Below are 24,781 nucleotides of genomic sequence, written 5' to 3' on the forward strand. Positions count from 1 at the left end.
CCTCATATGCGCGTGACCACAGGGCTGTACAAAGGCCGGGTTCTCCGGACGGTCGATGACCTGTCGGTTCGTCCGGCCACCGACCGCGTCCGCCAAACGATCTTCAATGTGCTCACGCACCGGATGGTCCTGGAGGATTGCAGGGTCCTGGACATGTTCGCAGGAAGCGGAAGCCTGGGGATCGAAGCACTCAGCCGTGGCGCCGCACACGCGACGTTCGTGGAATCGGGCGCGGATGCCGTGGGCTGGCTCGAGGCCAACGTGGACATGCTCGGCTGCCAGGAGCAGACCTCGATCCTTCAGATGGATGCCGGGCAGTTCCTGCAGCAGGCACGTGGTCCGTTCGATCTGATCTTCGTGGATCCTCCCTACGCGTATCCCGGGACACCCGGCCTGCCGGAGGCGATCTTTGGCCGGGGGCTGCTGGCACCGGAGGGCTATATGCTGATCGAACATGCAAAGGATGTGGAGTTCACATCCACGCCGCTCTATACGGTAGGGCCGGTGAAGCCGTTCGGCCGCACCGTTGTCACGTTCTTCACCCGGAGTGTGCAACCATGAGACCGATCCTGGCAGTCTACCCGGGTACGTTCGACCCGATCACGTACGGACACATCGATGTGGTGGAACGTGCGGCGAGGATGTTTGACCGCCTCATCGTGCTGGTGGCGCAGAACACCTCCAAGGCTCCACTCTTCTCCGATGAGGAACGGATCGCGATGATCCAGGAAGTGTTCCGGCGTCACAGGAACATCGAGGTGGAGGGGTTCAACGGCCTGCTGGTGGACTACGCCCGCAAACGGAAGGCTTCGGTGGTGGTGCGCGGGCTGCGCGCGGTCTCGGACTTCGAGATCGAGTTCCAGATGGCGCTCACCAACCGGAAGATGTCCGGGGACCTCGAGACGATCTTCCTGGTCCCGCGGGAGCAGTACAGCTATCTGAATTCAACGATCGTGCGTGAGATCGCGCGCCTGGGAGGGGATGTCTCGGATTTCGTCCCCGCCACCGTACGGCGCCGGCTGGAAGAGAAATTCCACTGGACGCGCGCGAAGCATTCGAGAAAAGGAGCGAAGTAGGAGATGCCGACGTATCAGTATCAATGCCAGAAGTGCGGACATGCCCTGGAAGAGCTGCAATCGATGAGCGATCCACCGCTCGTTCATTGCCCGGCCTGCGATACGGATTCCCTTGCCCGCATCATGGGGACGGGTGCCGGTTTGATCTTCAAGGGTTCGGGGTTCTATCTGACGGATTACAAGAAGGGATCGTCGTCCCCCGCGTCGGGATCAGCACCGAAGAAACAGGACCCTCCCGCAGCGCCGTCCACACCGTCGACCGGCAATTCGGACACCAAGTGACCCTCCTTACGCGTACCGATCGAGCTTGAAATTCTCCCCGAGGTACAGTTTTCGTACCTCGGGATCATTGGCCAGATCCGCCGCCGTCCCCGCCTTCAGGATGTGTCCCTCGAACAACAGGTATGCGCGGTCCGTGATGGACAGCGTCTCATGGACGTTGTGATCCGTCACCAGCACGCCGATATTCTTCGTCTTCAACGTCGCCACGATGCGCATGATCTCCTCGACCGCGATCGGATCGATCCCCGCGAACGGCTCATCCAACAGGATGAAGCCGGGATCCGTGGCCAGCGCCCGGGCGATCTCCGTCCGCCGCCGTTCGCCACCCGACAGCATGTACCCCTTGCTCCGCGCGAGATGCGTGATATTGAAATCGGACATCAATTGTTCGCATCGCACTTTCCTGTCGGCGGAGGACACCTCCATGAGTTGCAGCACGGCGAGGATATTCTCCTCCACGCTCATCTTACGGAAGATGGACGCCTCCTGTGGAAGGTAGCCGAGTCCCATCCGGGCACGCTTATACATCGCCATGGTGGTGATCTCGGTCTGATCCAGGTAGACGTGCCCGTCATCGGGGCGGACCATCCCGACGATCATGTAGAAACTCGTGGTCTTCCCGGCACCGTTCGGCCCGAGCAACCCGACAACCTCGCCCTGCCGCACGTCAACGTTCACACCACCCACGACCGTACGCTTCTTGTACCGCTTCACCAGTCCTTCGGCACGAAGCACGCGCTGGACGGCAGGTATTGCTTGATCGTTCATACACTGACCTCGGTCATCCTCAATGGGGAAGGTCCCGGAGAGTGCGTGCCGGGCCATGGTCCGACGCGCGCATCCGTGGACGGTTGTCGAGGCGCTGGTAGCCCGGGAGGCGGTGGTCCTCCACCTTGCGCCGCACCAGCGGTTCGGGGATGTATTGTCCCTCCACCCCGCCGTACACATGGATCGTTTCCACCCTGCCATCCGCAAAGTGCATCACGATCCTGTCGCCGCTCGTCTTGTTCAGGCCGTTCGCGGCCGAATCCTCGTACACGAAATACAGGCTTGTCGCCCGCACATCCACATCGATGCGGCTGAGCCGCTTGTCCTTGAACTGCATGCCCAGCGTCTCGCCGGAGAGCTGATCGTATCGTTCCGCAAAGGCAGAATCGCTTTCCGAGAGTGCGAAGGCATTGCCCATGACATGGATCCTGTCGAGGACCCGCGCGTGCATGTACAGGTTGATCGAATCTCCGGTGACCTGGGTCTGGTCGTACCAGAGTACCGGCGCGGTACGCATCCGGATGCTGTCGCCGGCGGTGTGGAACGTCACCGCTCCGGCGCGCCCGGCAAGGTCCCTCCGTACGATCTCGACGCTGTCCTGCGCGATCAATCGCCGTGTGGAATCACGGAATGATTCCATGACCAGGCTCCGCACGACCAGAGTATCCACCACGCCACCCGACGTGTCGCGCTGCACCAGTACCGGATCCTCGGTCATCAGGCTGTACATCCGGACGGCATCATGGGTGAAGTGTCCGCCACTGATGGTGATCGCATCGTCCTTCTGCACGAGGACCACCCTCCCCCATGCCTCGGTGGAGCGGCGGTTGCGGTCGTACCGCGCGGAATCCGCATTGAGGATGGACACGGAATCATGCGCCACGACGCGCGTCCGGAAGAATGCCCTGCGCGTCTCGATGAAGTACTCTCCGTACGCGGCCTCCAGAGTGGAAACGCCGTCCGTAAGCTTCACGGCGCCAAAGGCCTCGGCCCGCCTCGTATCGCGGTAGTAGAACCCGCGGGGAGCGGTGAGCGTGACACTGTCGTCCTCCACCACCACATGGCCGGTCAATTCGATGCTCCCCGCATCGATCATCTGCAGCGCACGATCGCACCGGATGCGCACGTTCCCCTGCAGGATGCGCACGTTCCCGATCAGCTCCCGCGCCGCCTGTCCGTTGATCACCCGCCCGATAAGACTGTCCGCCCCCTGAAGAACGACGAGTTTCTGATCCCCCTGACCGAAGAGCGATGGGGAGGCAAGGAGCAGCAGTCCGGCCGGTATGACCCAGCGCCATCTACTCATTGGAGATCGCCTGGCCGGTGACCTTGAAGATCCTGTAGTTCTTCAGGGATTGATCGCTCTCCATGCCATGGCCCATGATGTGCTCGTTAGGCGACTGGATGTCCACGAAGGCGTCCGTATAGATCCTCTGTGTGGCATTGTTCCAGAAGAGGCGCTCGGTCCGCAACGTGGTCCCGCTGTCCGACACGACCACGACGTGCTCATAGGCCTCCAGGTCGCGTGTCGCATCATGGACGATCCCGCGGCGGGCAGTAAGCAGCGACGTGTGCTGCTCCTGATCGTTGAAGAAGTCCACGTGGACGCTGTCCGACAGTTCCGTCACCTGGCGCGACGTATACGAAGAGATATGACCCGACCAGAGGATGGCTTTCAGGTGAGCCGAATCTGAGAACACCACGGTACTGTTCCAGCTTTCCTGTGACGGAAGTTCCTTCGACACGCCGGGGTCGATGGTCGGCTTAACCTTTTCCTCGCAGCCGCACACCATGAGGGACAAGAGCAGGGCCGCGAACGCGTACGGTCTCATGATCGGTCCTCCCCTCCGAGTCCGGCATTGACGAGTTCATGGAGATGGACGACGCCCACCGGATGGTGGCCGTCATCCACGACGACGATCTGAGTGATCTTGTACGATTCCATTTCCTGGAGCACGACCACCGCAAGGGATCCGGCGCGCACGGTCTTCGGGTTGCGCGTCATCGCATCCGCGGCGGTGATGCCGGAAAGGTCCGTTGTTTTCTCCAACAGGCGTCGCAGGTCACCGTCCGTGATGATACCGTCCAGCGTGCCGTCAGGACGCATGACGCAGGTGCAGCCGAGGCGTTTGCTCGAGATCTCGACAATGGCGTCGCGCAACGGAACGGCACCCCCGACCCGCGGGATCGCAGCGCCATGCACCATCAACTCGTCGACCTTCAGGAGGAGCCGCTTCCCGAGCGTCCCGCCCGGGTGGTACAGCGCGAATTCCTCCTTGCGGAACTGCCGCCGGTCGAGCAACGCGATGGCAAGAGCATCGCCCAGGACAAGCGAGACGGTGGTTGACGACGTCGGCGCGAGGTCCAGCGGGCATGCCTCTTCGGTGACGGAGGCGTCCAGGGCAACGGTCGACTCCCGGGCGAGTGCAGAGTTCATCTTTCCCACGAGCGCAATGATCGGCACGCCGATCCGCTGGAACATGGGAACGAGCATATTCAGTTCATCGGTGTTTCCGCTCTTGGAGAGCGTGATGACCACGTCGTCCCCCCGGACGATCCCGAGGTCGCCGTGAACAGCATCCGAGGGATGGAGAAAGACCGAGGGTGTGCCGGTGGAATTCATCGTCGCAACGATCTTGCGGGCGATGATCCCGGATTTCCCCACGCCGGTGATGATGACACGCCCCTTGCACGAGGCAAGCAGGTCCACCGCGTGTCCGAACTCCGCGCCGATCCGTCCCTCGAGGGCGCTCACGGCATCCCGTTCGATGCGTACGACCTCTTTGCCTTTGGCGATCGCTGTAGCCGTATCGTTCATGGTGCCGTTCCCGGTGATCATGGGCGGGTGATGCGGAATTGGTGTGCGATGATCAGGTCGATCACCTCGCGGACGGCCCCGTTGCCGCCATCCACCCTGGTGACGTAATCGACCTCACGCTTCACGTCCGCGCGTGCATTGCGCGGTGCGGCGGAGAACCCGACAAGCCGGAGCAGCGGAAGGTCGAAGAGTTCGTCGCCGATGAACGCGAATTCCTTCTCCTGGAGGTCGTACTTCTCCTGCAGGATCCGCATCGGCGTCACCTTATCCATCGTCCCCTGGAAGACATCATCGATCTTCAGGACCCGGGCGCGCGCATCCACGATGGGGGTGGTGCGGCCGCTGATGATCCCGACCCGGAGGCCATGCTCACGGGCCCGGACCACACCATAGCCATCGTGCGCATGGAACCGCTTGAACTCGTGGCCATCGGCTCCATAGTACAATCCGCCGTCGGTCATGACGCCGTCCACATCCAGCAGGACCATTTTGATCTGCTTGAGTCTACTGCCCGGCAATCGCTTGGCCATGGATCAGAGCCCCTTCACAACGTCGTGGATAGGAAGGACCTGTTCGAGCAGTGCGCCGAGAAGGTCCAGGCGCAACTGGCTTGCGGCATCACTGAGGGCCGAGGCCGGGTCAGGATGGACCTCGACGAAGAGGGCATCCACACCCGCGGCGACGCCTGCCCTCGCGATGGGGAAGATGAATTCCGGCTGTCCGCCGGACCGTCCCCCCGAGGCATCGCCGCCCGGGAGCTGGACCGCATGGGTCGCATCGAGCACCACGGGGCATCCGGTCGCGCGCATGATCGGCAGCGCCCGCATGTCGACCACGAGATTGTGGTAGCCGAATGTCGCGCCCCGCTCGGTGAGCATGATGTTGTGGTTCCCGGTCTCCCGCACCTTGTCCGCGGCATGCCGCATGTCGCCCGGCGCAAGGAATTGCCCCTTCTTGATATTCACCACCTTCCCCGTCCGCCCCGCCGCCTGCAGCAACTCCGACTGCCGGCAGAGAAACGCCGGGATCTGGAGCACATCGACGACAAGCCCGGCCGAGACCGCTTCATCCTCTGTATGGATGTCCGTCAATACGGGCATCCCGAATTGTGCACGCACTTCCCCGAGGATCCTGAGCCCTTCGTCCATCCCCGGGCCGGTGAAGCCGGTCTTACTTGTGCGGTTGGCCTTCTTATAGGACGACTTGAAAATGACCGGCATCTTCCGGGCATCGGAGGCCTTCTTCACGGCCTCGGCGGTGCGCATGACGAGGTCGCGGTTCTCGATGACGCACGGACCCGCAATGAGGACAAGCGGAAGTCCGCGGCCGATGGTGATGTGACCGACGGTGACATTCATGCTGCCACTCCTTCAGGGTTCTCGAGAACACCTTCCTGCTTTGCCATGATCACCGCAACGACCGCATCGCCGCTCACATTGAGGACGGTCCGCATCATATCCAGGATGCGGTCCACACCAAGGATCAGCGCGATGCCCTCCTCCGGAACATTGACCGACCTCAGCACGATGATCAGCATGACGATGCCCACGCCGGGGACCGGCGCGGTGCCGATCGACGCAAGGACCGCCGTGAACAGGATGGTGAGCTGCGCGGTCAGGCCGAGATCGATACCGTACACCTGGGCGATAAAGACGGTGGCCACGGCCTGATACATCGACGTGCCATCCATATTGACGGTCGCACCGAGCGGGAGGACGAAACTGGTGATCTGCTTCGGGACGCCGAGTTTCTGCTCGCAGGTCTCCATATTGATCGGCAGCGTGGCGGCGCTGGAGCTCGAACTGAACGCGATGAGCATGACATCCTTCAGCGCGCGGAAGAAACGCCACGGGTGCAGCCCCCCGAATGCCCGCACCATCAGGCCGAGGGTGATGAACTGATGGATCAGGAATCCGAGGATGAGCGTGCCGGCGTACCACGCCAGCGTCGTCAGGATCTCGAATCCGAACTCTCCCACGGTCGCAGCGATGAGGGCGAACACGCCATACGGAGCGATCGTCATGATCATATCGACCATATGGATCATCAGATCGCTGAAACCGTCGAAGAATCCGATGACGTGTGCCGATTTCTCCTTCGCAATGGCGGTCAGACTGACGCCGACCATCAAGGAGAAGAAGACGATCTGGAGCATGTCGCCCTTCGCCATCGCCTCGATCGGGTTCGTTGCCACGATCCGCACCAGCATGTCTGTGAGGTTTAATTCAGCGTCGCTGGTCAGGACCGCGGTGCTATTCCCCTGGAACTCCGTGATCAGCTTCTCACGAGCCTCCGGCGCAAGACGTGTTCCGGGCTGGATGGCGTTCACCAGGACCAGTCCGATCGTGATCGCCGAAACGATCGTGATCGCGTAGAACAGGAGGGTCTTCGCCCCGATGCGCCCGACCTTTCTGATATCGCCGAGGCTTGATGCCCCCACGATCAGGGAAGAGATGACCAGCGGGATAGCGACGAACATCAGCAACCGGATGAAGATCGTACCGACCGGTTTGATCATGACCGCGATGGTCTTCACTTTTTCGATCGACGACACGTTTTCGATCGTCCGCTCGACCCGGACCGCCTTCCCTCCGGGATCCGGAGTGTCCTGGACGACACGGACGGCCGTCGTACGCTTCTCGTCCGGTTTCAGCTTGTTGAATGCCGGGAGGATCCGGAGCTGGTCCTCCGGCCCGAACGTGGCGAACACTTTGCCATCGGCCCCGACGAACTCGACCGAAGACCAGTGCGCGGCCTCCTCCGTCACCCATTCGCCGTTGGAGCGGCTGGTGATGGCGAGTTCATACTTACTCACATTGAAGAACGCACCGAAGGCCGCCCCGAGGACGAGAGCAAGGAGGATCTTATTGTGCAATTGAAGCCTGGGGAGGCGGAATGGCATGCGGGGACGTCCGGTTGTTCCTTAGTTGTTCATTGTACGAAAAACCACATTGACAATCAAAGAGGTGATTTTCTCCGGTTTTTTCGCTATTCTGAACTCGATCATCTATGTTCCAGGCCTACGCAAAGATCAATATCGGCCTCTACGTCGTCGAGAGGCGCCCGGATGGCTTCCACAACATCGAGACGGTCTTCCACCGTGTCGCCGTTGCCGATGCCCTTCGGATGGAACCTGCTGCTGCGATCGAGGTGACATCCTCGTCGCCCGAAGCGCCATCCGACCAGACCAACATTTGCTACAAAGCAGCGGCCATGCTGCAGATGCACCTTGGGATGTCGCAGGGGGTGCACATTCACATCGAGAAGCACGTGCCTGTCGGGGCCGGACTCGGTGGCGGCAGCGCTGACGCAGCGTGCGTCCTCCGTGAGCTCCCCCACCTCTGGAAGGGAGCGGTCCCGGACTCCATTCTCCGTACGATGGCACTCACGCTCGGCTCGGACGTCCCGTATTTTCTCTCACCCGGTTCCGCTGTCGCCGGCGGCCGGGGCGAGGTCCTCGAGTATTTCCATCTTGACGTGCCGTACAGTATCCTCCTTTGCAATCCCGAGATCCACGTCGCCACCGGATGGGCCTACGGGCAGATCACACCGAATACTGAACAGAAGCCCGCTGACCTCGCCGCGGTCGTCCGCGCGGGTATGCGCGACCCGGTACTCCTGCGAGAGCAGCTCCGCAACGATTTTGAACCGGTGGTCTTCAGGGCCTATCCGGAGGTTCGCCAGATCAAGGAACAGATGCTCAAGGCCGGCGCGCTCTTCTCGATGATGTCCGGCAGCGGTTCCACCGTGTACGGTCTCTTTCCAGATGAACCTGCGGCACATCGGTGCGCGGCTCCCTTCGCGGCTGCCGGGTACCGGACATTCGTCACGCCTCCGCATTTCACGGGTGCCTGAGCAATGAACCCCACGCTTCCGCGCAGGGCCTCACTCTTCACCCTTGTAGCGATCATCACGCTTGCAGCGATTGGTCCCTCCGCTGCCCAGGACAAAGAGAAACGGACCGAGCGTCCTCTCCCCGTTGCTGGTTCTCCACCTCCCGATTCAACCCGCAAGGCACGGCCTGACACCGTGATGCATTTCGATGTCCGCCGTTGGGCCGGATCCATGACGCTCTCCGCGGATACGACCCGTACCATCACTGCAACGGCGATGGAATGGCAGACGCCCGTCTCCCTCTCCGATATCCTCGCGAACGTGCCGGGTGTCTTCATGACCGACCCGTCGGGTGTCGGTCAATACGCGCGTCCCTCTGTCCACGGCATCGACTGGCGGGGCACGGTCGTCATGGTGGACGGAATCCCGATGAGCGATGCATCCGCCGGGGCACCCAACCTCTCGATGATCCCCGCCGGGATGGCGGACCGCATCGAGATCGCGGCCGGCACGCGGTCGTTCGTGTACGGTACCGGTGCGACAGGGGCAGCGATCAACATCATCCGTCCGCGGCTCTCGCGCGTCACCCCGGTGACCCGCATCCGCTACGAAGAATCCGATTACAGCTATGCCACCAGCGATGGGCTCTTCGTTCAGGATATCAGTCAGCGCGTCAACGTGCAGGCCGGGTACCAGTATCAGGGAACGAGCGGACGGTTCGACAACAGCGGACATGAGCAGTGGAACCTCCGGACGGATGTCCGCTACCATCCGTCGAAGGACTGGGACCTGACCGCACATTACCTCTACACGCAGACACAGACGGGGTTGAACGAGGGGATCGATCTTGCGCGAACGGGCACCGCGCTCGCCTTCTCCACGCAGCAGGCGCTTGCCAGGAATCCTGACGCCTACGAGAAGATCACGCGCCACGACATGGCGCTCCAGCTCTCCGGAAGCATCACCGGCGACTCGACCGCGCACACCTCGGTGTCGGCGTACCGGTCGCACTTCCTCCGCGAATACCGGGATGAAGAGAATCGCACGACGCCCAACGGCCTGTATCTTGCAGAGGATCATCGTCTCGCGCGGACCGGCCTCCATATGCGTCAACGCTTCGACCATGGCCCTCACGCACTCACCCTGGGCCTCTCGCTGGATGACCAGCGGACGCTCTCCGGTTCGGCAATGGGTACGCGGGTCAGGACCACCATCGCCGGCTCTTTCATCAGCGAGCTCGCGTTCGGAGGGAAGAATAGCTGGGCGGTGTACGGCAGGGTGGACAACACCGCGAAGCATATGTACTTCGGCGGTGGAAGCGATGTGCGGCTTGGCGCGGGCGATCTGCTGACCCTCACTGCTGGTGCAGCCGTCATGGAACGCCCCACGACGTTCACGGAACCCATCTTCTGGGGGAAAGTGATGCCGACGATCTTCGCCGACAAGGAGCGCCACGTTCTCTTCGAGGCCGGCGTGGAGCTCGCACTCGGCGATCTCGGGACGGCGAAGATCAATTATGGCTACCGGACGATCCGGAACTTCATCGGCATCTCCTCCGGCCTGCTGATGACGTCGGCGGTGCAGGCGGCAGACACGCTGCGGCCATGGGTCTTCATCCAGACGAGTGACGAGGAGTGCCGGTTGCACAGCCTGGATCTGGCGCTGCAACTGCACATCGCGTGGTTCACGATCGAAGGCACCGGCGGCATCGTCCACTGGGAGAAGATGCCGAATATTGCCATGGATGAGCCGCCGCGGGGGTACGCACGCGGAGGGATCTACTACCGGAACCGGATCCTGAACGATAACCTGGAACTGCAGGTGGGTGTACGCGGACAGGTGCGGGGGAGGTATTACGGCTCCACGGTCCTCAGCCGGGATCTTCTGCCTCTGACGAACACCAGCACCCAGCTGGGCGCCGCGTCCACTCTCGACCTGGTACTTGTCGGCCACATCGGCGATGCGTACATCCACGTCCTCTGGGAGAACGTCACCGACGTCCAGTATTTCACCACCCCCTTCACTCCTGCGCTGGGCCGTCGGTTCAGGTTCGGCGTCTCATGGGAGTTCCTGAATTAGTGTCACGCCAACTCACGTCGTCCGGGGATATGCAGGCAGTATACCCGTCGGAGTGAAGGTGCCGCCACAATGTCTGTGGCACGACCCGAGAAGCGACAGCGAGATGGTTCCTCAACAATTCCGGAGGCAGCATGGATAAAGGCATCGCTCTGCTTGTCCGTATGCTCCAACAGGCTTACGACCGCAAGGCATGGCACGGCACCAATCTGCGCGGGTCACTCAGGGGGCTGTCGCCGGCAGAGGCTGCATGGCGCCCCGGGGCCGGACGTCACAGTATCCAGGAACTTGCACTCCACTGCGCGTATTGGAAATACACTGTCGTTCGACGCCTCACCGGCGCGAAGCGCGGGTCATTCCCCCTGGAGGGAAGCAACTTCTTTGCCCGCCCCGGGATCCCGTCGCCGCAGCAATGGAAGGACGACCTCCGGCTTCTCGAAGAGATGCATCGCACGCTGATCGACACCGTGGGTTCACTGCGCGACAGGGACCTGCTCCGGAAAGCGCCGGGGGGATCGGGAAAGGTGACCATCGAAGCGGTAGTGTACGGGGTTGCGTGTCACGATGTGTATCATGCGGGACAGATACAGTTGATCAAGCGAGGCATGCGGCATGGGGGGTGATGGAGTGGCCGTCATGCCGGGACGCTAACCGGACGCGGATCTCGCGGACCGAACGCGGATGTCGCTGACCGGACACGGATCTCGCTGACCTGAGGCAGATGTCGCTGACCGGACGCGGATGATCCATGTAGGGGCGCAGCATGCTGCGCCCCTGCGAATTCATGGCGACATCACTCCCGTGGTCGCCGTGAATTGACCACCCCCTCCAGCACCGCAATGGTCTTTTCGGCAGCAGTATCCCAGTTGAATTCAGCAGCCCAGGAAAGCGCCCCCGTCGTCAACCTCTCACGCCGTGTGGGGTCGTTCAACAAGGCCACCATCTCCTTCTCGAGGGACGGGATATCACCGAACGGCACCAGGACCCCGGTCTCACCGTCCTTCACCGCATCACGCAGACCCGGCACATTCGTCGCGATCACCGGTGTACCGCAGGCGTTCGCCTCCAGTACCGTGAGCCCCCACCCCTCCTTCGATGACGTCGTCACGCCGAACCACATCTCCTGCAGCAGCTCCACCTTCCGCGCGTCGCTCACATAGCCCGTGAAGGTCACGGCACCACTGATCCCGAGCGTATGCACCTGCTCGTGCAGCCGTGGACGGTCATCCCCATCACCCACGACCAGGAGCCGAACATCGGGGCGCACCTTCAGGAGCGCGGGCATCGCCTGCAGCACGTGGTCCACGCATTTGTACCGTTTCATACGCCCGACGACCCCGATCACGGGCGTGGCAGAGCGTCGTTCCGGCGCCGGCCGGTGCACGACATGGTCGACGCAGTTGTGCACGAGGTGGAGCCGCGACGGCGCGAAACCGAGGTCCTCGAATTCCTTCTGCGTGCTGGGGGAGACAACGAAGAACGGCATGCCGCTCAGCCGGTACACGAGCAGCCCGAGCTGTTCCATGAGGTACACATACGAGGCGACGACGGGGTTGACCTCGCGGTAGATGCTCGTGCCGAAGAGATGGTGGGCGATGCCGACGAGCGGTTTCCGGACGAAGAGCGGGGTGAGGAACGGGATCTTGTTCAGGTCGTCGATGACGACATCGAACGGTTGCGTCCGGAATTCACGCAGATACGACAGAAGGGCGGTCACATTGAATGTGGACCGCCCTCCGCGGCGAACGATCGTCAGACCGTCGCGAACCTCGGTGGCAGGCGCGCCCGGATGGCCGCTGCACAACAGCGTCACATCGTGTCCGCGCCGCGCCACGCGCGAGAAGATACTATGAAGGTGCACCTCCGCCCCGCCGCCAAGCGGATTGGTGATGTCCTGCCAGTTGATGACGAGGATGCGCATCCTCACGGTTCCAGGGTGAAGCAGACGGTACGGCGTACCGTCTACTTCCCCGCCACCTTTGCGGCCGAATCTTCGTGGGCGACCTGGAGCCTCAGGCTCTCGACACGCGCACGGAGGTTCGGGTCCTGCGGGAACTGTACCTGCAATTCCTGCAGCAGCTCCAGCGACTTCCGGTGATCCTTGCGCACTTCATAGATATCCAGCAGGACCCGGTACGGATTGTAGTAGCTGTTCACGTTCGCCTGACCGCTCTTGATCAGCGCGCGGGCGGTGACTTCGAGCTCTTGCGAGAGCTCTTCATATTTGTCCTTGCGGCCGAACCGGTCATAGATGTTCGCCAGGTCCGACATGAGTTCCCAGCCCATCGGGATCTTCTCGCGCGGCATGAGCTTCTCCATGCGGTCGAGCGTCTCGATGCCCTTGCCGGAGTTGCCTTCCACGTTCATATAGTACATGGCAAGGCGGATGAACGCCGACCGGTAGTTCAACATCAGACGGGTCGTGTTCTCGTCGAAGTACACGGACGAATCGGCGATGCCGCGCCACTTGTATCCGTACTGCGGCGTCGTGGAGAATCCTGCCGGCTCATTGTACAGATTCGCTTCGAGGATGCCTTTGTCGAGTCCGAGGTCCTCGCGGTTCACCTTGCGTGGCTCGAACCGCCACGCGAGCCCGTGGAACCAGAGATACTCATCCAGCCCGATCTTGCTGTCCGGCGCACACGTCACCGCGAAATAGATCGGTCGCTTCCACTGGTTCGTGTAGATGATATCCCGCACCATGATATCCTGGATGCGGATCGCCCGGGTCTGGCCCACTTCCAACGTGTTCCGCATGAGGAAGGTGATCTTTCCGGTGCGGACGATCGAAGTGTCCGTGACATTATAGCGCGCGATCGCCTCCCGGGTCACCGGCAGGTCGAGCTGTCGCGGCTCCCAGATCACGGGCTGGATATTCTCGATCTGGCTTTCGGACAGGCTGATGGGGACCGCCTTGGCGTCCTTGTAATACGGGGTCGCCTTCATCTGTTTGATGTACCACGGCGTGTTCACGAGGCTCAGGTTCACGATCCGCACATCCCGGCGGACGCCTTCCACATCCTGGAGGTACCAGAGCGGGAACGTGTCATTGTCGCCGTTCGTGAAGAGGATCGCATCCTGTTCACACGACTGCAGCATGTTGTAGGAATAGTCCCACGCCACATAGTTGCCCGAGCGGTTGTGGTCCTTCCAGCTCGCTTTCAGAAGCTGTCCGGGGATCGCGACAAGCAGCACGGCGACGATGGCGACCGTGAAGGCGGTGCGCACCGACCGTTCCTGCGTCAGCGTCCGTACCCAATCGACCAGGGCCACGATGCCGATCGTGATCCACACAGAGAAGATGAAGAACGCGCCGACATAGAAATAGTCGCGTTCACGCGGCTGGGGCTCCTGTTGATTCTGATACAGTGCCAGGACCGGCCCCAGGATGATGAAGGCGGCAAGCAGCACGAGTGCGATCTTCCAGTCCTTCCGGAAATGCGCGAACAGACCCAGCACTCCTATGAAGAAGGGGATGCCGAATGTCGAAGACCAGCGAACGCCTGAATCCTGCGCATCGCCCTCGGACCCGATGAAGTTCCAGAACAGGTACCGGAAGAACATGTGGTTCAACTGGTACCGGAACATGAAATCGTAGTCGCTGCTGTATTTCGTATAGATCCCCTGCTGGTGCGGCTCCTGGCTGTACCGGCGCGGCATGAACAGCGGCGCATCGCCATACTGTTCGCGGCCGAGGTAGGCGGTGAGCCGGGCAAGGTTGCTCGGTTCGTTCTCGTTCATCGGCGGATTGGCATTCGACCGGATCACGACCTGGACGTACGTGGTATAGCCGATGATGATGAGCAACATCGCCAGCAGGCCGATGTGGAGCAACTTCTGCTTCTTCTGGAACGATGAATACACACCGTAGGCGATGGCGGCGATGATCAGCCACGGGAGGTACTCCATCACCACACTCTTCTTACCCATGAAATCGCCGTCCATCATGCCCGGCAGATACTTGACGATGCCGGGATACACGACGATGAAGATCCCGAATGCCACCAGGGCGAACTTCATGAAGCTGGAGACGGTGACCTCGAACTTCCGGAAGTAGATGATCATGGCCACCGGGAAGATCGCCAGAAGGGCGAGGAGGTGGACGCCAAGGGAGAGGCCGATCAGATAGGCGATGAGGAGCAGGTACTTCTCGTTCCCCGGGGTCTCCGAACGCTCACGCCAGCGAAGGATGAGCCACATGATGGCATTGAGGAACAGCATGCTCGCGCCGTAGACTTCGGCCTCAATGGAATTTCCCCAGTACGAGGTGCTGAATGCCAGGGCCAGGGCACCGATGGCCGACGATCCGTACACCGCGATCCGATCGAGCAGATCGGCGGCAGCACCCCGGAAGATCTCGACGATCTTCACGGTGGCAAGGTACCCGAACAGGATCGCCAGAGCACTGAGCAGCGCCGAGAGCATGTGCGCACGCACCGCCTGGTCCGCTGCCACAGGGATCATCATGGCGAACCGGGTGAGCAGCAGGAAGAGCGGCGAGCCCGGAGGATGGGGAACCTGCATCAGTTTCGCCGCGGCGATGAACTCGCCCACATCCCAGAAGACGACCGTGGGAGCGAGCGTCAGAAGATACACGCCGAACGAGGCAACGAAGACAACGGCCGCGATGATGCGGTTGAGGGTGTTGTTGGTCATGAGAGCCTCAGACATCCATATGGTGTGCTACGGGAACATCCGGGAATGAAAAGACAATCATTTAATATAGCCGAAAACGCTATGAGATTCAAGGAACCAGCATACGGGCGCAGATCTCGTCGCAGATCAGGAACCCCGCCGGCGTGAGCCGGATGTGCTCCCCTTCCTCGCGGGCAAGACCGCCTGTCACCAGGCTGTGGAGCGTATCACGCTGGCGGGTGGTGAACCGCTCCCCGCTCAGTCGTTCGACACGCGCCACATCCAGACCGTTGGCGCGCAGCCCCAGGAATACCCCCTCTTCGAACAATTCCTGACGCGAAAGCACTTCTTCCCCGGCCAGGGGGCGTTCGCCTCTTCCCACCATGCCCGCCCACCCCTGGAGGCTTCTCACATTGGACCAGCGCATCGCTGCCCGATCCTGGCCAGGCGCGAGGAAGGAATGGGCCGATGGACCGAAGCCCAGATACGTCGCATGGTCCCAGTACGAACTATTGTGCCTGCTGTGGCAACCCCGGCGCGCGTAGTTCGATACCTCATAGTGCTCATACCCGGCACGCGACAACCGAGCCATGGTCCCCTCGTAGAGCGCCGCCTCCTGGAGGTCGGCATTCGGGGTCACCGTTCCTTCGTGCACCTGAACGAACAGCGGGGTATCCTCTTCTACGATGAGACTGTACGCGGAGATGTGTTCCGGCCCCAGCGCGATAGCCTCGTCAAGTGTGGCATACCAACGCGCATCGGTCTGACCCGGGACGGAGTAGATGAGGTCGATACTGATATTGGTGAACCCTGCATCCCGCGCATCGCCGATACACCTCCGCGCGTCGTCGGCCGAATGGATACGCCCGAGGAACGAGAGTGCTGTGGGGTCGAAGGACTGCACACCGATGCTCAGGCGGTTGAAGCCGAGCGTCCGGTACGCCGCAAGCGAAGCGCGGTCGACCGTGCCCGGATTCACCTCGATCGTGATCTCGGCTTCAGGTTCCCACCGGAACGCACGCCGGAATCCATCCTGCAGCACACCCAACTGCCCGATGGACAGTACCGATGGGGTGCCGCCACCGTAGTACAGCGTACGGACCCGTGCAGGATCAGCGGTGTCCGCATACAGGGCGATCTCACGGACGATCTGATCCGGAAAGGCATCGATCCCCCCGTGATTCTCCAACGAATAGAAATCGCAGTAGGCACACTTCCGTTCACAGAACGGTACATGGACATAGAGCCCGATCGGCCCATCCGTACCCTTGGGCTTCGTCATCGTACCACTCTCCCGATCCTTCCCCAACGCACTCCTCCTCCCTCCGTGGACACTGCCGGCTCAACGGACCAGTAGATCATTGCGGCGATGCCAACGACCGCTGATGCCGGCACCGTGCCGTGCATCCGGCTGTCGATGCTCTCTCCGGGATTGTCACCCAGGAGGAAGTACTCTCCCGCCGGAACGATGACGGTGTCGGCCGCGCCGTCGTCATGATACACCCGCGGTCGCTCCCGCTGCACGGCATGCGCCGGGAGGCGGAGCACGAGGCCATTCACCATGAGGACATCGTGATCGAAGACCAGGGTATCGCCGGGCAGGCCCGCACAGCGCTTCACGAGGAACGCCGTTCTGTCCAGCGGGTTCTCGATCCACCCCGCCGGCGGCCGCACAACGAGCACGTCGCCGACCCGCAGAGAACGCAAGGGCGGCACCGTGAACGCGCAGCGTATGCCGGTGAACGGTACGCCGACGTCGACATGCCGGGGGACCACGAGCTTGCTCACCAGGACCCGGTCGCCGGGGATCATCGTATCGCACATCGAGCGGGACGGAACGACAACGGCCCCGAGGACGAATATCCTCAGGGCCGTTCCTGCCACGAGAGCGATGGCGATCCCCAGCATGCCGGCAACGAGCCATTCACGCACGAGCCGGCGGTGCACTGCCACATCCTTGAGCATCCTGCGCCTACTTGATCAGCGTGCCGAGGCGTCCGAACCGGATCGAACCGAATTTGCCCGGATCGAGCAGCGACTTGTCGGGGGCCCACGACCAGTACACGATCATCGGCGTGCCGACGATATTCTCTTCAGGAATGAATCCCCAGAACCGGCTATCAAGACTATTATCGCGGTTGTCACCCATACCGAAGATGTAGTTGCGTTCCACGGTGTAGGAGTCCGCAGGCTTCCCATCGATCAGGATGCGCCCCTGCATATCCAGCAGGGCCGTATGCCCTTCGCGTCCGATGAACACACGCCACTGATCGAAGCTGGCCGGGGACAACGGAACGACATCGCCCTTCCGGGGAACGGCGATCGGGCCCCAATTGTCTTCGTTGAACGGTGCACCGGGAGGGAAGATGTTGTACTCTCCCTGCCCGTTCGGTTTGATGGCGTAGCTGTTGAACTTCATGTGGCGCGGGAGCGGCGCGGGCTTGCCGTTCACATACAGCGCGCGGTCCACGATCTGCACCGTATCACCCGACAGCGCCACGGCGCGCTTCAGATAGAACATGAATTCCGGCGACTGGACCTCTTCACGCTGGCCGGGGAATTCGAACACGATCACATCGCCGCGCTCCACGCTCCGGATGGCAGGAACACGGAACCAGGGAAGCCGGATGTTCGTGAACGGGATGTTCCGGGGCGTGGTCCCGCCGTAGAGGAACTTGTTCACGAAGAGAAAATCGCCGGCCATGATCTCATTTTCCATCGATCCGGTCGGCACTTCAAAGGACGCAAGGACAAAACTATTCAGAAAGAAGAAGGCGACCAGGACGAACACCACGTCCTTGAAGAAATCCTTCACCGGTTCTTTCTTGACGAACTTCTCTGCTTTTGCCATTGCGGCTCCTATTCGTCTTCCATGGAGAGCACAGCCAGGAACGCTTCCTGCGGGATCTCCACACGCCCCACCTGCTTCATACGTTTTTTCCCCTCTTTCTGTTTCTCGAGGAGCTTGCGTTTGCGGGAAATATCACCGCCGTAACATTTTGCGAGCACGTTCTTCCGCATGGCGGAGATGGTCTCCCGGGCCACGATCTTGGAACCGATGGCCGCCTGGATGGCCACCTCGAACATCTGCCGGGGGATCAGCTTGCGGAGCTTGACGCAGAGCTTCTTTCCCCACTCATGGGCCTTGTCCAGGTGGACGATGCTGGAGAAGGCATCCACCGACTCGCCATTCAGCAGGATATCCAGCTTGACCAGGTCCGACTCCCGGAAATCCAGGAACTCGTAGTCGAAGGAGGCGTACCCGCGCGAGGTGGACTTCAACTTGTCATAGAAATCGAAGATGATCTCCGACAGCGGCATCTCATAGTGCAGGTCGACGCGGGTCGGATCCAGATAGGTCGTATTCTTATAGACACCACGCCGTTCGGTGCAGAGCTTCATGATGTTCCCGACATACTCGGTCGGGACGATGATCTGCGCCCGGATGAACGGCTCTTCCACTTTTTCGATGAGTCCGAGCTGGGGCATGTACGACGGATTGTCCACGAGCACCACATCGCCGTTCGTCTTGGTGACGCGATACTCGACGTTCGGGACCGTGTTGATGATGTTCTGGTTATACTCGCGTTCGAGCCGCTCCTGCACGATCTCCATGTGCAGGAGGCCGAGGAACCCGCACCGGAATCCGAATCCGAGCGCGGTCGAGGTCTCCGGCTCATAAATGAGGGACGAGTCGTTCAGTTGCAGTTTCTCGATCGACGCGCGCAGATCCTCAAAATCCTCCGCGTTCGTCGGATACATGCCACTGAACACCATCGGCTTCACATCCTTGTACCCCGGGAGGGGGGCCGGAGCCGGCCGCACGGCGGACGTGACGGTATCGCCGACCTTGGTATCGTGCACATCCTTGATGCCCGCGATGAGATAGCCCACGCCGCCGGCACTGATCGAGCCGGTGCGGGTGCGTTTCATCTCCAGGCATCCCACCTCTTCGGCCTCGAAGCTACGGCCGTGGTGGAAGAACATGATCTTGTCGCCTTCCCGGAGCGTGCCGTCCACGACCCGGAGATAGACGATCGAACCGCGGTACACATCGAACACCGAATCGAAGATGAGTGCGCGGAGAGGCGCGTCGGGGTCGCCCCTGGGCGACTGAATGCGTTTGACCACCGCCTCGAGGATGTCCTCGATCCCCAGATCCGCTTTCGCGCTTGCAAGGAGGATATCCTCATCCTTGCACCCGATCAGGTCCATGATCTGGTGCTTCACCGAATCGACCATCGCACTGGGCAGATCGATCTTGTTGATCACCGGGATGATCTCCAGCCCGGCGTCGATCGCCAGATACAGGTTGCTGATGGTCTGGGCTTCCACGCCCTGCGAAGCATCCACGACAAGGAGCGCGCCTTCACATGCTGCCAGGGAGCGCGACACCTCGTACGAGAAGTCGACGTGGCCCGGCGTATCGATCAGGTTGAGCGTGTAGGTCTCGTTATCCTTGGCCCGGTACTGCATCTGGATCGCATGCAACTTGATCGTGATGCCCCGTTCCTGCTCGAGGTCCATGTCATCCAGGACCTGATTGAACTTCATTTCCCGGGCAGTGATCGTACCGGTGCGTTCCAACAGCCGGTCGGCGATCGTGGACTTCCCGTGGTCGATGTGGGCAATGATGCAGAAATTGCGGATATGATCCATAGATGCTCTATATAACAGAAAATCCGTCCAGCGGAACGGGACGGACTTGTCCGGTGAACGGGATGACGACGCATCAAATATACCACTTTGGGGCTGAAGTTGCAATGCCTTGCTCTTCCCGCTCCGTGTTCGTATCTTAAGCGATATTAAGAACTTGCGCGGACCGCCAACGTATGAGCATTGCCGAACACCCTGCCCTTCATCGCCTGTTCACCCAGGCCCGTGCCACCAATGGCGGGCCGCGGCCGCTGGCAGTCTTCGATTGCGACGGAACGGTGATCAAGGGGGATATCGGCGAGGCGGTCTACTTCCGCCAGATCGAGGATTTCTTTTTCCGGGTCTCCCCCGCCGAGGTGTGGCTGGATCATCCGCAGCGGGAGACGCTCGACCGATTGTATCGGACGCTGGAAGGCACCGACCCTGCCGCTCGGCACCGCCATCCGGCGTTCAAGGATTTTGCAGAGCACATGCTCGCCTGGTACTACGACCAGCTCGCGGCGAACGAGGTGCACAAGGGGTGCGCGGACGTCGTCCGCACCTTCGCCGGTTTCACACTGGACGAGGTGCGGGAGTTCTCCCGTACGACGCTTGCGCGGGAACTGAAGGTGCCGCTCGGGGAGAAGCCACTCGGACGCAGGATGGTCCACTCTGGCGTTCGCTTCCTGAGCGAGGCAAAGGATCTCATCCTCGCCCTCCAGAAGAACAATTTCGACATCTGGGCCGTCTCCGGCAGCTGCAAATGGACCGTCGAACCGGTCTTCACGCCGTTCGGCATTCCCCGGGAACAGATCATCGGGATCACCGTCGCGGACCACAACGGCACGCTCTCCAGCGAGCCGGTGCATCCCATCCCCATCCGCGCGGAAAAGATCGAGGCACTTCAGGCGCTGGAACCGCGCATCCCGCTCTTCGCGGCGAGCGATTCGCGCAACGACATCCCCCTGTTGTTGTACGCCACGACCACACGGGTATGGATCAACTCCCGCAGCCGCAGCGCACATGATTTCTTCACCGCCGTCGGCGCACCGCCCGACGACCGCTGGATCATCGTTGACGAACCCACTGTCCTCCACACCAACTGAGCGAATGGACCGATGGCAGATGCAGCCGTAACAGTGATCGGCGGCGGGGTCATAGGACTCGCGATCGCAGCCGAACTCACGCAGCGACACAGCCCCGTCTTCCTGCTGGAGCGCAATCCGCGCTACGGCCAGGAGACCTCCGCCCGCAACAGCGAGGTCATCCATGCCGGGATCTACTACCCGCAGGGTTCCCTGAAGGCCCGACTGTGCGTCGAGGGCCGCGAACTGTTGTATACGCTGTGTGAGAAGCACGGCGTGCCCCATCAGCGCATCACCAAAGTGATCACCGCGACGAAGAAAGAGGAAGAGGGCGAACTCGAACGCCTCTATGCCGCAGCGACGTCGAACGGTGCGCCCATCGAACGTCTCACCGCCGCCCGGGTGAGCGCCATGGAACCGAACATCACCACCGTCGGCGGACTGCTGTCCCCGTCCACCGGCATCATCAGCGCACACGGACTCATGGATTATTTCTATCATGCGATACGTGAACGCGGCGGCGAGGTGCAGATGCATTGCACGGTCGTGGGGCTCGATCGCGTGTCCGATGGATACCGCGTGAGCATCCGTGAAGGTGCAGAGGTCAGCTCGTTCACGACGGAATGGGTGGTCAATGCCGCAGGCCTGGAGGCCGATACCATCGCTGCGCTCGCCGGCATCGATGTGGATGCGGCGGGATACAGGATCCATTACTGCAAAGGCTCGTACTTCGCCCTCCCGGCGTCGATGAATGGCGTCGTGCAGCGCCTGGTCTATCCCGTACCCACCAAGCACTCGCTCGGCGTGCACGCGGTGCTGGATCTCGGCGGCCGCTTGAAGTTCGGGCCGGACGTGGAATATCTTCCGGACCGTATCCAGAACTACACCGTTGATCCGTCGAAGCGCGCCATCTTTGCCGAGTCGGTGCGGCGCATCCTGCCGATGGTGAAGGACGAGGACCTGACCCCGGACATGAGCGGCATCCGGCCGAAAACCCAGGCAAAGGGCGATCCTGTACGTGATTTTGCGATCACGCACGAGACCGCGCGGGGCCTGCCCGGCCTCATCAACCTGGTCGGCATGGAATCGCCCGGTCTGACAGCATCACCCGCTATCGCGCGTTACGTCGCCGGCATGATCGCGGCCTGAGCCGCGGTCATGCTGTTCGTTTTTCGCAACATTCCCGGAGGATCCTTCAAGATGCGCCTTCTCGCTGCGCTGTGCCTTCTCATCATACCCGCAGTCCTCATCGCAACGGCATCGCCTGCCGGCAAGCAGAAACAGTCGAAAGCCGATCCGCCGGAGATCATTCCCCAGCCCTCATCGATCGTCATGGGGAAAGGGACGTTCACCCTCGGGGCGTCGACGGTCCTGGTGTACCACACCGACAACGCCGAGATGCAGAAGTCGGTCCTGTACCTCGCCGAGAAACTCCGGGCCGGCACCGGCTTCCCGGTGAAGATCGTGGATGCAACCAGCGACATGCCGAAGAAGGACTACATCTTCCTCAATTATATACGTGAGGAAACACTGGACCAGGAAGGGTACCGGCTGGAAGTGAAACCGGACCGTGTCTACCTGGAAGCGAACAACGATCCCGGATTCTTCTATGCGGCGCAGACCCTCCTGCAGCTGCTCCCGGCCGATATCTGGAGTACCACACCCGCGCATACCGGGTCGTGGACGATGCCCTGCGTGACGGTGGTGGACACCCCGCGGTACCGCTGGCGCGGCATGATGCTGGACGTCTCCCGCCACTTCCAGACCAAGGAGTTCGTGAAGCGATACATCGACTACCTTGCGATGCACAAGATGAACACCTTCCACTGGCACCTCACCGACGACCAGGGCTGGCGCGTCGAGATCAAGAAATACCCCCAGCTCACCACGACCTCTGCGTGGCGTGTGGACCATGAAGACATCCACTGGAATAGCCGACCGCCGCAGCAGCCGGGTGAAGCGGCACGGTACGGAGGATTCTACACGCAGGAAGATATCCGCGAGGTCGTGCGGTATGCTGAAGAGCGCTACATCACGGTCGTTCCGGAGATCGAACTCCCGGGCCATGCCACTGCGGTCCTGGCGGCATTCCCGAACCTCTCGTGCACCGGCGGGCCGTTCACGGTCGTGCCGGGCGGACTCTGGCCGATCACGGACATTCTCTGCGCGGGGAACGACACCGTATTCACGTTCCTTGAGGACGTCTTCAAGGAAGTCGTTCCGCTCTTCCCCTCCGCCATCATTCATATCGGCGGCGATGAAGCCAACAAGGCCGAGTGGGAGCGCTGTCCGAAGTGCCAGGCACGCATCAAGGCTGAAGGACTGAAGGACGAAGCGGAACTGCAGAGCTATTTCATCAAGCGCATCGAGGCTGTGCTCACGCAGATGGGCAAGCGCGTGATCGGTTGGGATGAGATCATCGAAGGCGGCCTGCCGCCCCGTGCTGCAGTGATGTCGTGGCGCGGGATCGAAGGCGGCATCCATGCGGCGCGCACAGGACACGATGTCGTGATGACGCCGACCTCACACTGCTATCTGGATTACTACCAGGGCGTACCGCAGCACGAACCGCTTGCCATCGGCGGATTCCTGCCGCTGGAACAAGTGTACAGCTACGAACCCACTCCCGATACGCTCACTCCCCCGGAAGCGAAGCACATCCTCGGTGTGCAGGGGAATATCTGGGCCGAGTACATCCCCGACCCCGCGCAGGCGGAGTATCTGACCTTCCCGCGCATCGCCGCGATCGCGGAAATAGGATGGTCGCCAAAGAAGCTCCGCTCGTGGCCGTCCTTCCTGCAGCGACTCGACACACAGTTCGCGCGCTATGAAAGCCAGCGCATCAACTTCTCCCGGACGATCCACACGGTGACCATGACAGATTCGTTCGATGTGCCATCGTGGCGGCACATCGTGACGCTTTCCACGCAGGCGGGCCAGGGGGTCATCCGCTATACCCTCGACGGTACCGAACCCGGTCCGAAGTCTCCGGCGTACACGAAACCGCTCTCGATCACCGCAACGACAACCGTGCGCACGGCGGCATTCAAGGACGCCAAACCGCTCGGCAAGACCACGGTGTACACCATCTCCATGAGCCCGTTCAAGAACGTTGTCGTCACCGCATCCCCGGCACCGGCGCCGGAAGGAGCACGGGCGACGGCGCTTGTGGACCAGCACCGGGCCGGGAACTGGACCGACGATCCGGCGTGGTGCCGGTGGCAGGGCACCGACGCGACGATCACCGTCGATCTCGGCAAGGAAGCCCCCGTGAAGAGCATCACGGCCGGGTTCTTCCATGAGACCGTCCGCCTTGTCTTCCCGCCCTCGCAGATCGAGGTACGCATCTCGAATGACGGCACGACCTTCAGCAGCGTGGCGGTCATCAAGAGCGCATCACCGGCGAAGCAGCCGCGCCCGGACGTCATGACCTACAACGCCGTCCTGGAAGGTGTGCATGCCCGCTTCGTGCGCCTCACGGCCACGGGAGTCGGACCGGCACCGGCGTGGCACAAGCGTGCCGGGCAGCCCACGTGGCTGTTCGCGGATGAGATCATCATCGAATGACAACA

The 24,781-nt window shown here is 61.6% G+C and carries 22 protein-coding genes; 9 read left to right on the top strand and 13 right to left on the bottom strand.

Going from position 1 to position 24,781, the window contains the following annotated elements:
• Nucleotides 1-6: 6 nt before the first annotated feature.
• Genes rsmD through IPI01_09915 form a run of 3 tightly spaced genes read left to right on the top strand, consistent with a single transcriptional unit; the run spans nt 7 to nt 1,358 of the window.
• Nucleotides 7-561: a 16S rRNA (guanine(966)-N(2))-methyltransferase RsmD gene (gene rsmD, locus IPI01_09905; GenBank protein MBK7258098.1), complete on the top strand. Its 555-nt coding sequence runs from the start codon at nt 7-9 to the stop codon at nt 559-561.
• The gene (gene coaD / locus IPI01_09910; protein ID MBK7258099.1) at nt 558-1,076 is read left to right on the top strand and encodes a pantetheine-phosphate adenylyltransferase; all 519 of its coding nucleotides are present in this window, start codon (nt 558-560) and stop codon (nt 1,074-1,076) included. The genes rsmD and coaD overlap by 4 nt, the downstream gene beginning before the upstream one ends.
• 3 nt (nt 1,077-1,079) lie before the next feature.
• Complete coding sequence (locus IPI01_09915; protein MBK7258100.1) at nt 1,080-1,358, top strand: zinc ribbon domain-containing protein; 279 nt, start codon at nt 1,080-1,082, stop codon at nt 1,356-1,358.
• Nucleotides 1,359-1,364: 6 nt separating this feature from the next.
• On the opposite strand, the gene lptB is transcribed toward IPI01_09915, so the two are convergent.
• From lptB to IPI01_09950, 7 genes are read right to left on the bottom strand one after another with little or no spacing between them, the layout of a single operon-like run.
• Entirely contained in the window at nt 1,365-2,126 is a 762-nt protein-coding gene (gene lptB / locus IPI01_09920; GenBank protein MBK7258101.1) for an LPS export ABC transporter ATP-binding protein, read from the bottom strand.
• A 19-nt stretch (nt 2,127-2,145) separates the two neighbouring features.
• Nucleotides 2,146-3,432 (bottom strand): hypothetical protein, encoded by a 1,287-nt coding sequence (locus IPI01_09925; protein ID MBK7258102.1) that lies wholly within the window; start codon nt 3,430-3,432, stop codon nt 2,146-2,148.
• Complete coding sequence (gene lptC, locus IPI01_09930; protein MBK7258103.1) at nt 3,425-3,958, bottom strand: LPS export ABC transporter periplasmic protein LptC; 534 nt, start codon at nt 3,956-3,958, stop codon at nt 3,425-3,427. The genes IPI01_09925 and lptC overlap by 8 nt, the downstream gene beginning before the upstream one ends.
• Nucleotides 3,955-4,944, bottom strand: coding sequence for a KpsF/GutQ family sugar-phosphate isomerase (locus IPI01_09935; protein ID MBK7258104.1), 990 nt, complete (start codon nt 4,942-4,944; stop codon nt 3,955-3,957). Before IPI01_09935 ends, lptC begins: the two co-directional genes overlap by 4 nt.
• A 17-nt stretch (nt 4,945-4,961) precedes the next feature.
• Nucleotides 4,962-5,474, bottom strand: a complete 513-nt coding sequence (locus IPI01_09940) for an HAD-IIIA family hydrolase (protein MBK7258105.1) — start codon at nt 5,472-5,474, stop codon at nt 4,962-4,964.
• 3 nt (nt 5,475-5,477) lie between these two features.
• Complete coding sequence (kdsA, locus tag IPI01_09945; GenBank protein ID MBK7258106.1) at nt 5,478-6,302, bottom strand: 3-deoxy-8-phosphooctulonate synthase; 825 nt, start codon at nt 6,300-6,302, stop codon at nt 5,478-5,480.
• A complete protein-coding gene (locus IPI01_09950; protein MBK7258107.1) occupies nt 6,299-7,846 on the bottom strand; it encodes a dicarboxylate/amino acid:cation symporter in 1,548 nt (515 codons plus the stop codon). The genes kdsA and IPI01_09950 overlap by 4 nt, the downstream gene beginning before the upstream one ends.
• A 107-nt stretch (nt 7,847-7,953) precedes the next feature.
• Between IPI01_09950 and ispE the strand changes: the two genes are divergently transcribed.
• From ispE to IPI01_09965, 3 genes are all read left to right on the top strand, one after another.
• Nucleotides 7,954-8,799 carry a 4-(cytidine 5'-diphospho)-2-C-methyl-D-erythritol kinase gene (ispE, locus tag IPI01_09955; protein ID MBK7258108.1) on the top strand — a complete coding sequence of 282 codons (846 nt, stop codon included), beginning with the start codon at nt 7,954-7,956 and terminating at the stop codon, nt 8,797-8,799.
• A 3-nt stretch (nt 8,800-8,802) separates the two neighbouring features.
• The gene (locus IPI01_09960; GenBank protein ID MBK7258109.1) at nt 8,803-10,857 is read left to right on the top strand and encodes a TonB-dependent receptor plug domain-containing protein; all 2,055 of its coding nucleotides are present in this window, start codon (nt 8,803-8,805) and stop codon (nt 10,855-10,857) included.
• A 131-nt stretch (nt 10,858-10,988) separates the two neighbouring features.
• Nucleotides 10,989-11,477 (top strand): DinB family protein, encoded by a 489-nt coding sequence (locus tag IPI01_09965; protein ID MBK7258110.1) that lies wholly within the window; start codon nt 10,989-10,991, stop codon nt 11,475-11,477.
• Between the two features lie 170 nt (nt 11,478-11,647).
• On the opposite strand, the gene IPI01_09970 is transcribed toward IPI01_09965, so the two are convergent.
• The 6 genes from IPI01_09970 to lepA form a co-directional block, all read right to left on the bottom strand.
• Entirely contained in the window at nt 11,648-12,775 is a 1,128-nt protein-coding gene (locus tag IPI01_09970; protein ID MBK7258111.1) for a glycosyltransferase family 4 protein, read from the bottom strand.
• Nucleotides 12,776-12,816: 41 nt separating this feature from the next.
• Nucleotides 12,817-15,510, bottom strand: a complete 2,694-nt coding sequence (locus IPI01_09975; GenBank protein ID MBK7258112.1) for a DUF2723 domain-containing protein — start codon at nt 15,508-15,510, stop codon at nt 12,817-12,819.
• A gap of 88 nt (nt 15,511-15,598) precedes the next feature.
• Nucleotides 15,599-16,771: a radical SAM family heme chaperone HemW gene (gene hemW / locus IPI01_09980; GenBank protein MBK7258113.1), complete on the bottom strand. Its 1,173-nt coding sequence runs from the start codon at nt 16,769-16,771 to the stop codon at nt 15,599-15,601.
• Entirely contained in the window at nt 16,768-17,442 is a 675-nt protein-coding gene (lepB, locus tag IPI01_09985) for a signal peptidase I (GenBank protein ID MBK7258114.1), read from the bottom strand. Before lepB (IPI01_09985) ends, hemW begins: the two co-directional genes overlap by 4 nt.
• 19 nt (nt 17,443-17,461) lie before the next feature.
• Nucleotides 17,462-18,340, bottom strand: a complete 879-nt coding sequence (gene lepB, locus IPI01_09990; GenBank protein ID MBK7258115.1) for a signal peptidase I — start codon at nt 18,338-18,340, stop codon at nt 17,462-17,464.
• Nucleotides 18,341-18,348: 8 nt separating this feature from the next.
• Entirely contained in the window at nt 18,349-20,148 is a 1,800-nt protein-coding gene (gene lepA, locus IPI01_09995) for an elongation factor 4 (protein ID MBK7258116.1), read from the bottom strand.
• A gap of 173 nt (nt 20,149-20,321) precedes the next feature.
• On the opposite strand from lepA, the gene IPI01_10000 reads away from it, so the two are divergent.
• Genes IPI01_10000 through IPI01_10010 form a run of 3 tightly spaced genes read left to right on the top strand, consistent with a single transcriptional unit; the run spans nt 20,322 to nt 24,776 of the window.
• Nucleotides 20,322-21,230: a haloacid dehalogenase-like hydrolase gene (locus IPI01_10000; protein ID MBK7258117.1), complete on the top strand. Its 909-nt coding sequence runs from the start codon at nt 20,322-20,324 to the stop codon at nt 21,228-21,230.
• A 12-nt stretch (nt 21,231-21,242) separates the two neighbouring features.
• Nucleotides 21,243-22,358, top strand: a complete 1,116-nt coding sequence (locus tag IPI01_10005) for an NAD(P)/FAD-dependent oxidoreductase (GenBank protein MBK7258118.1) — start codon at nt 21,243-21,245, stop codon at nt 22,356-22,358.
• 51 nt (nt 22,359-22,409) lie between these two features.
• Complete coding sequence (locus IPI01_10010; GenBank protein MBK7258119.1) at nt 22,410-24,776, top strand: family 20 glycosylhydrolase; 2,367 nt, start codon at nt 22,410-22,412, stop codon at nt 24,774-24,776.
• Nucleotides 24,777-24,781 lie beyond the last annotated feature (5 nt).

Source organism: Ignavibacteriota bacterium, assembly GCA_016707525.1.
In the GTDB taxonomy this organism is placed as follows: domain Bacteria; phylum Bacteroidota; class Ignavibacteria; order UBA10030; family UBA6906; genus JAGDMK01.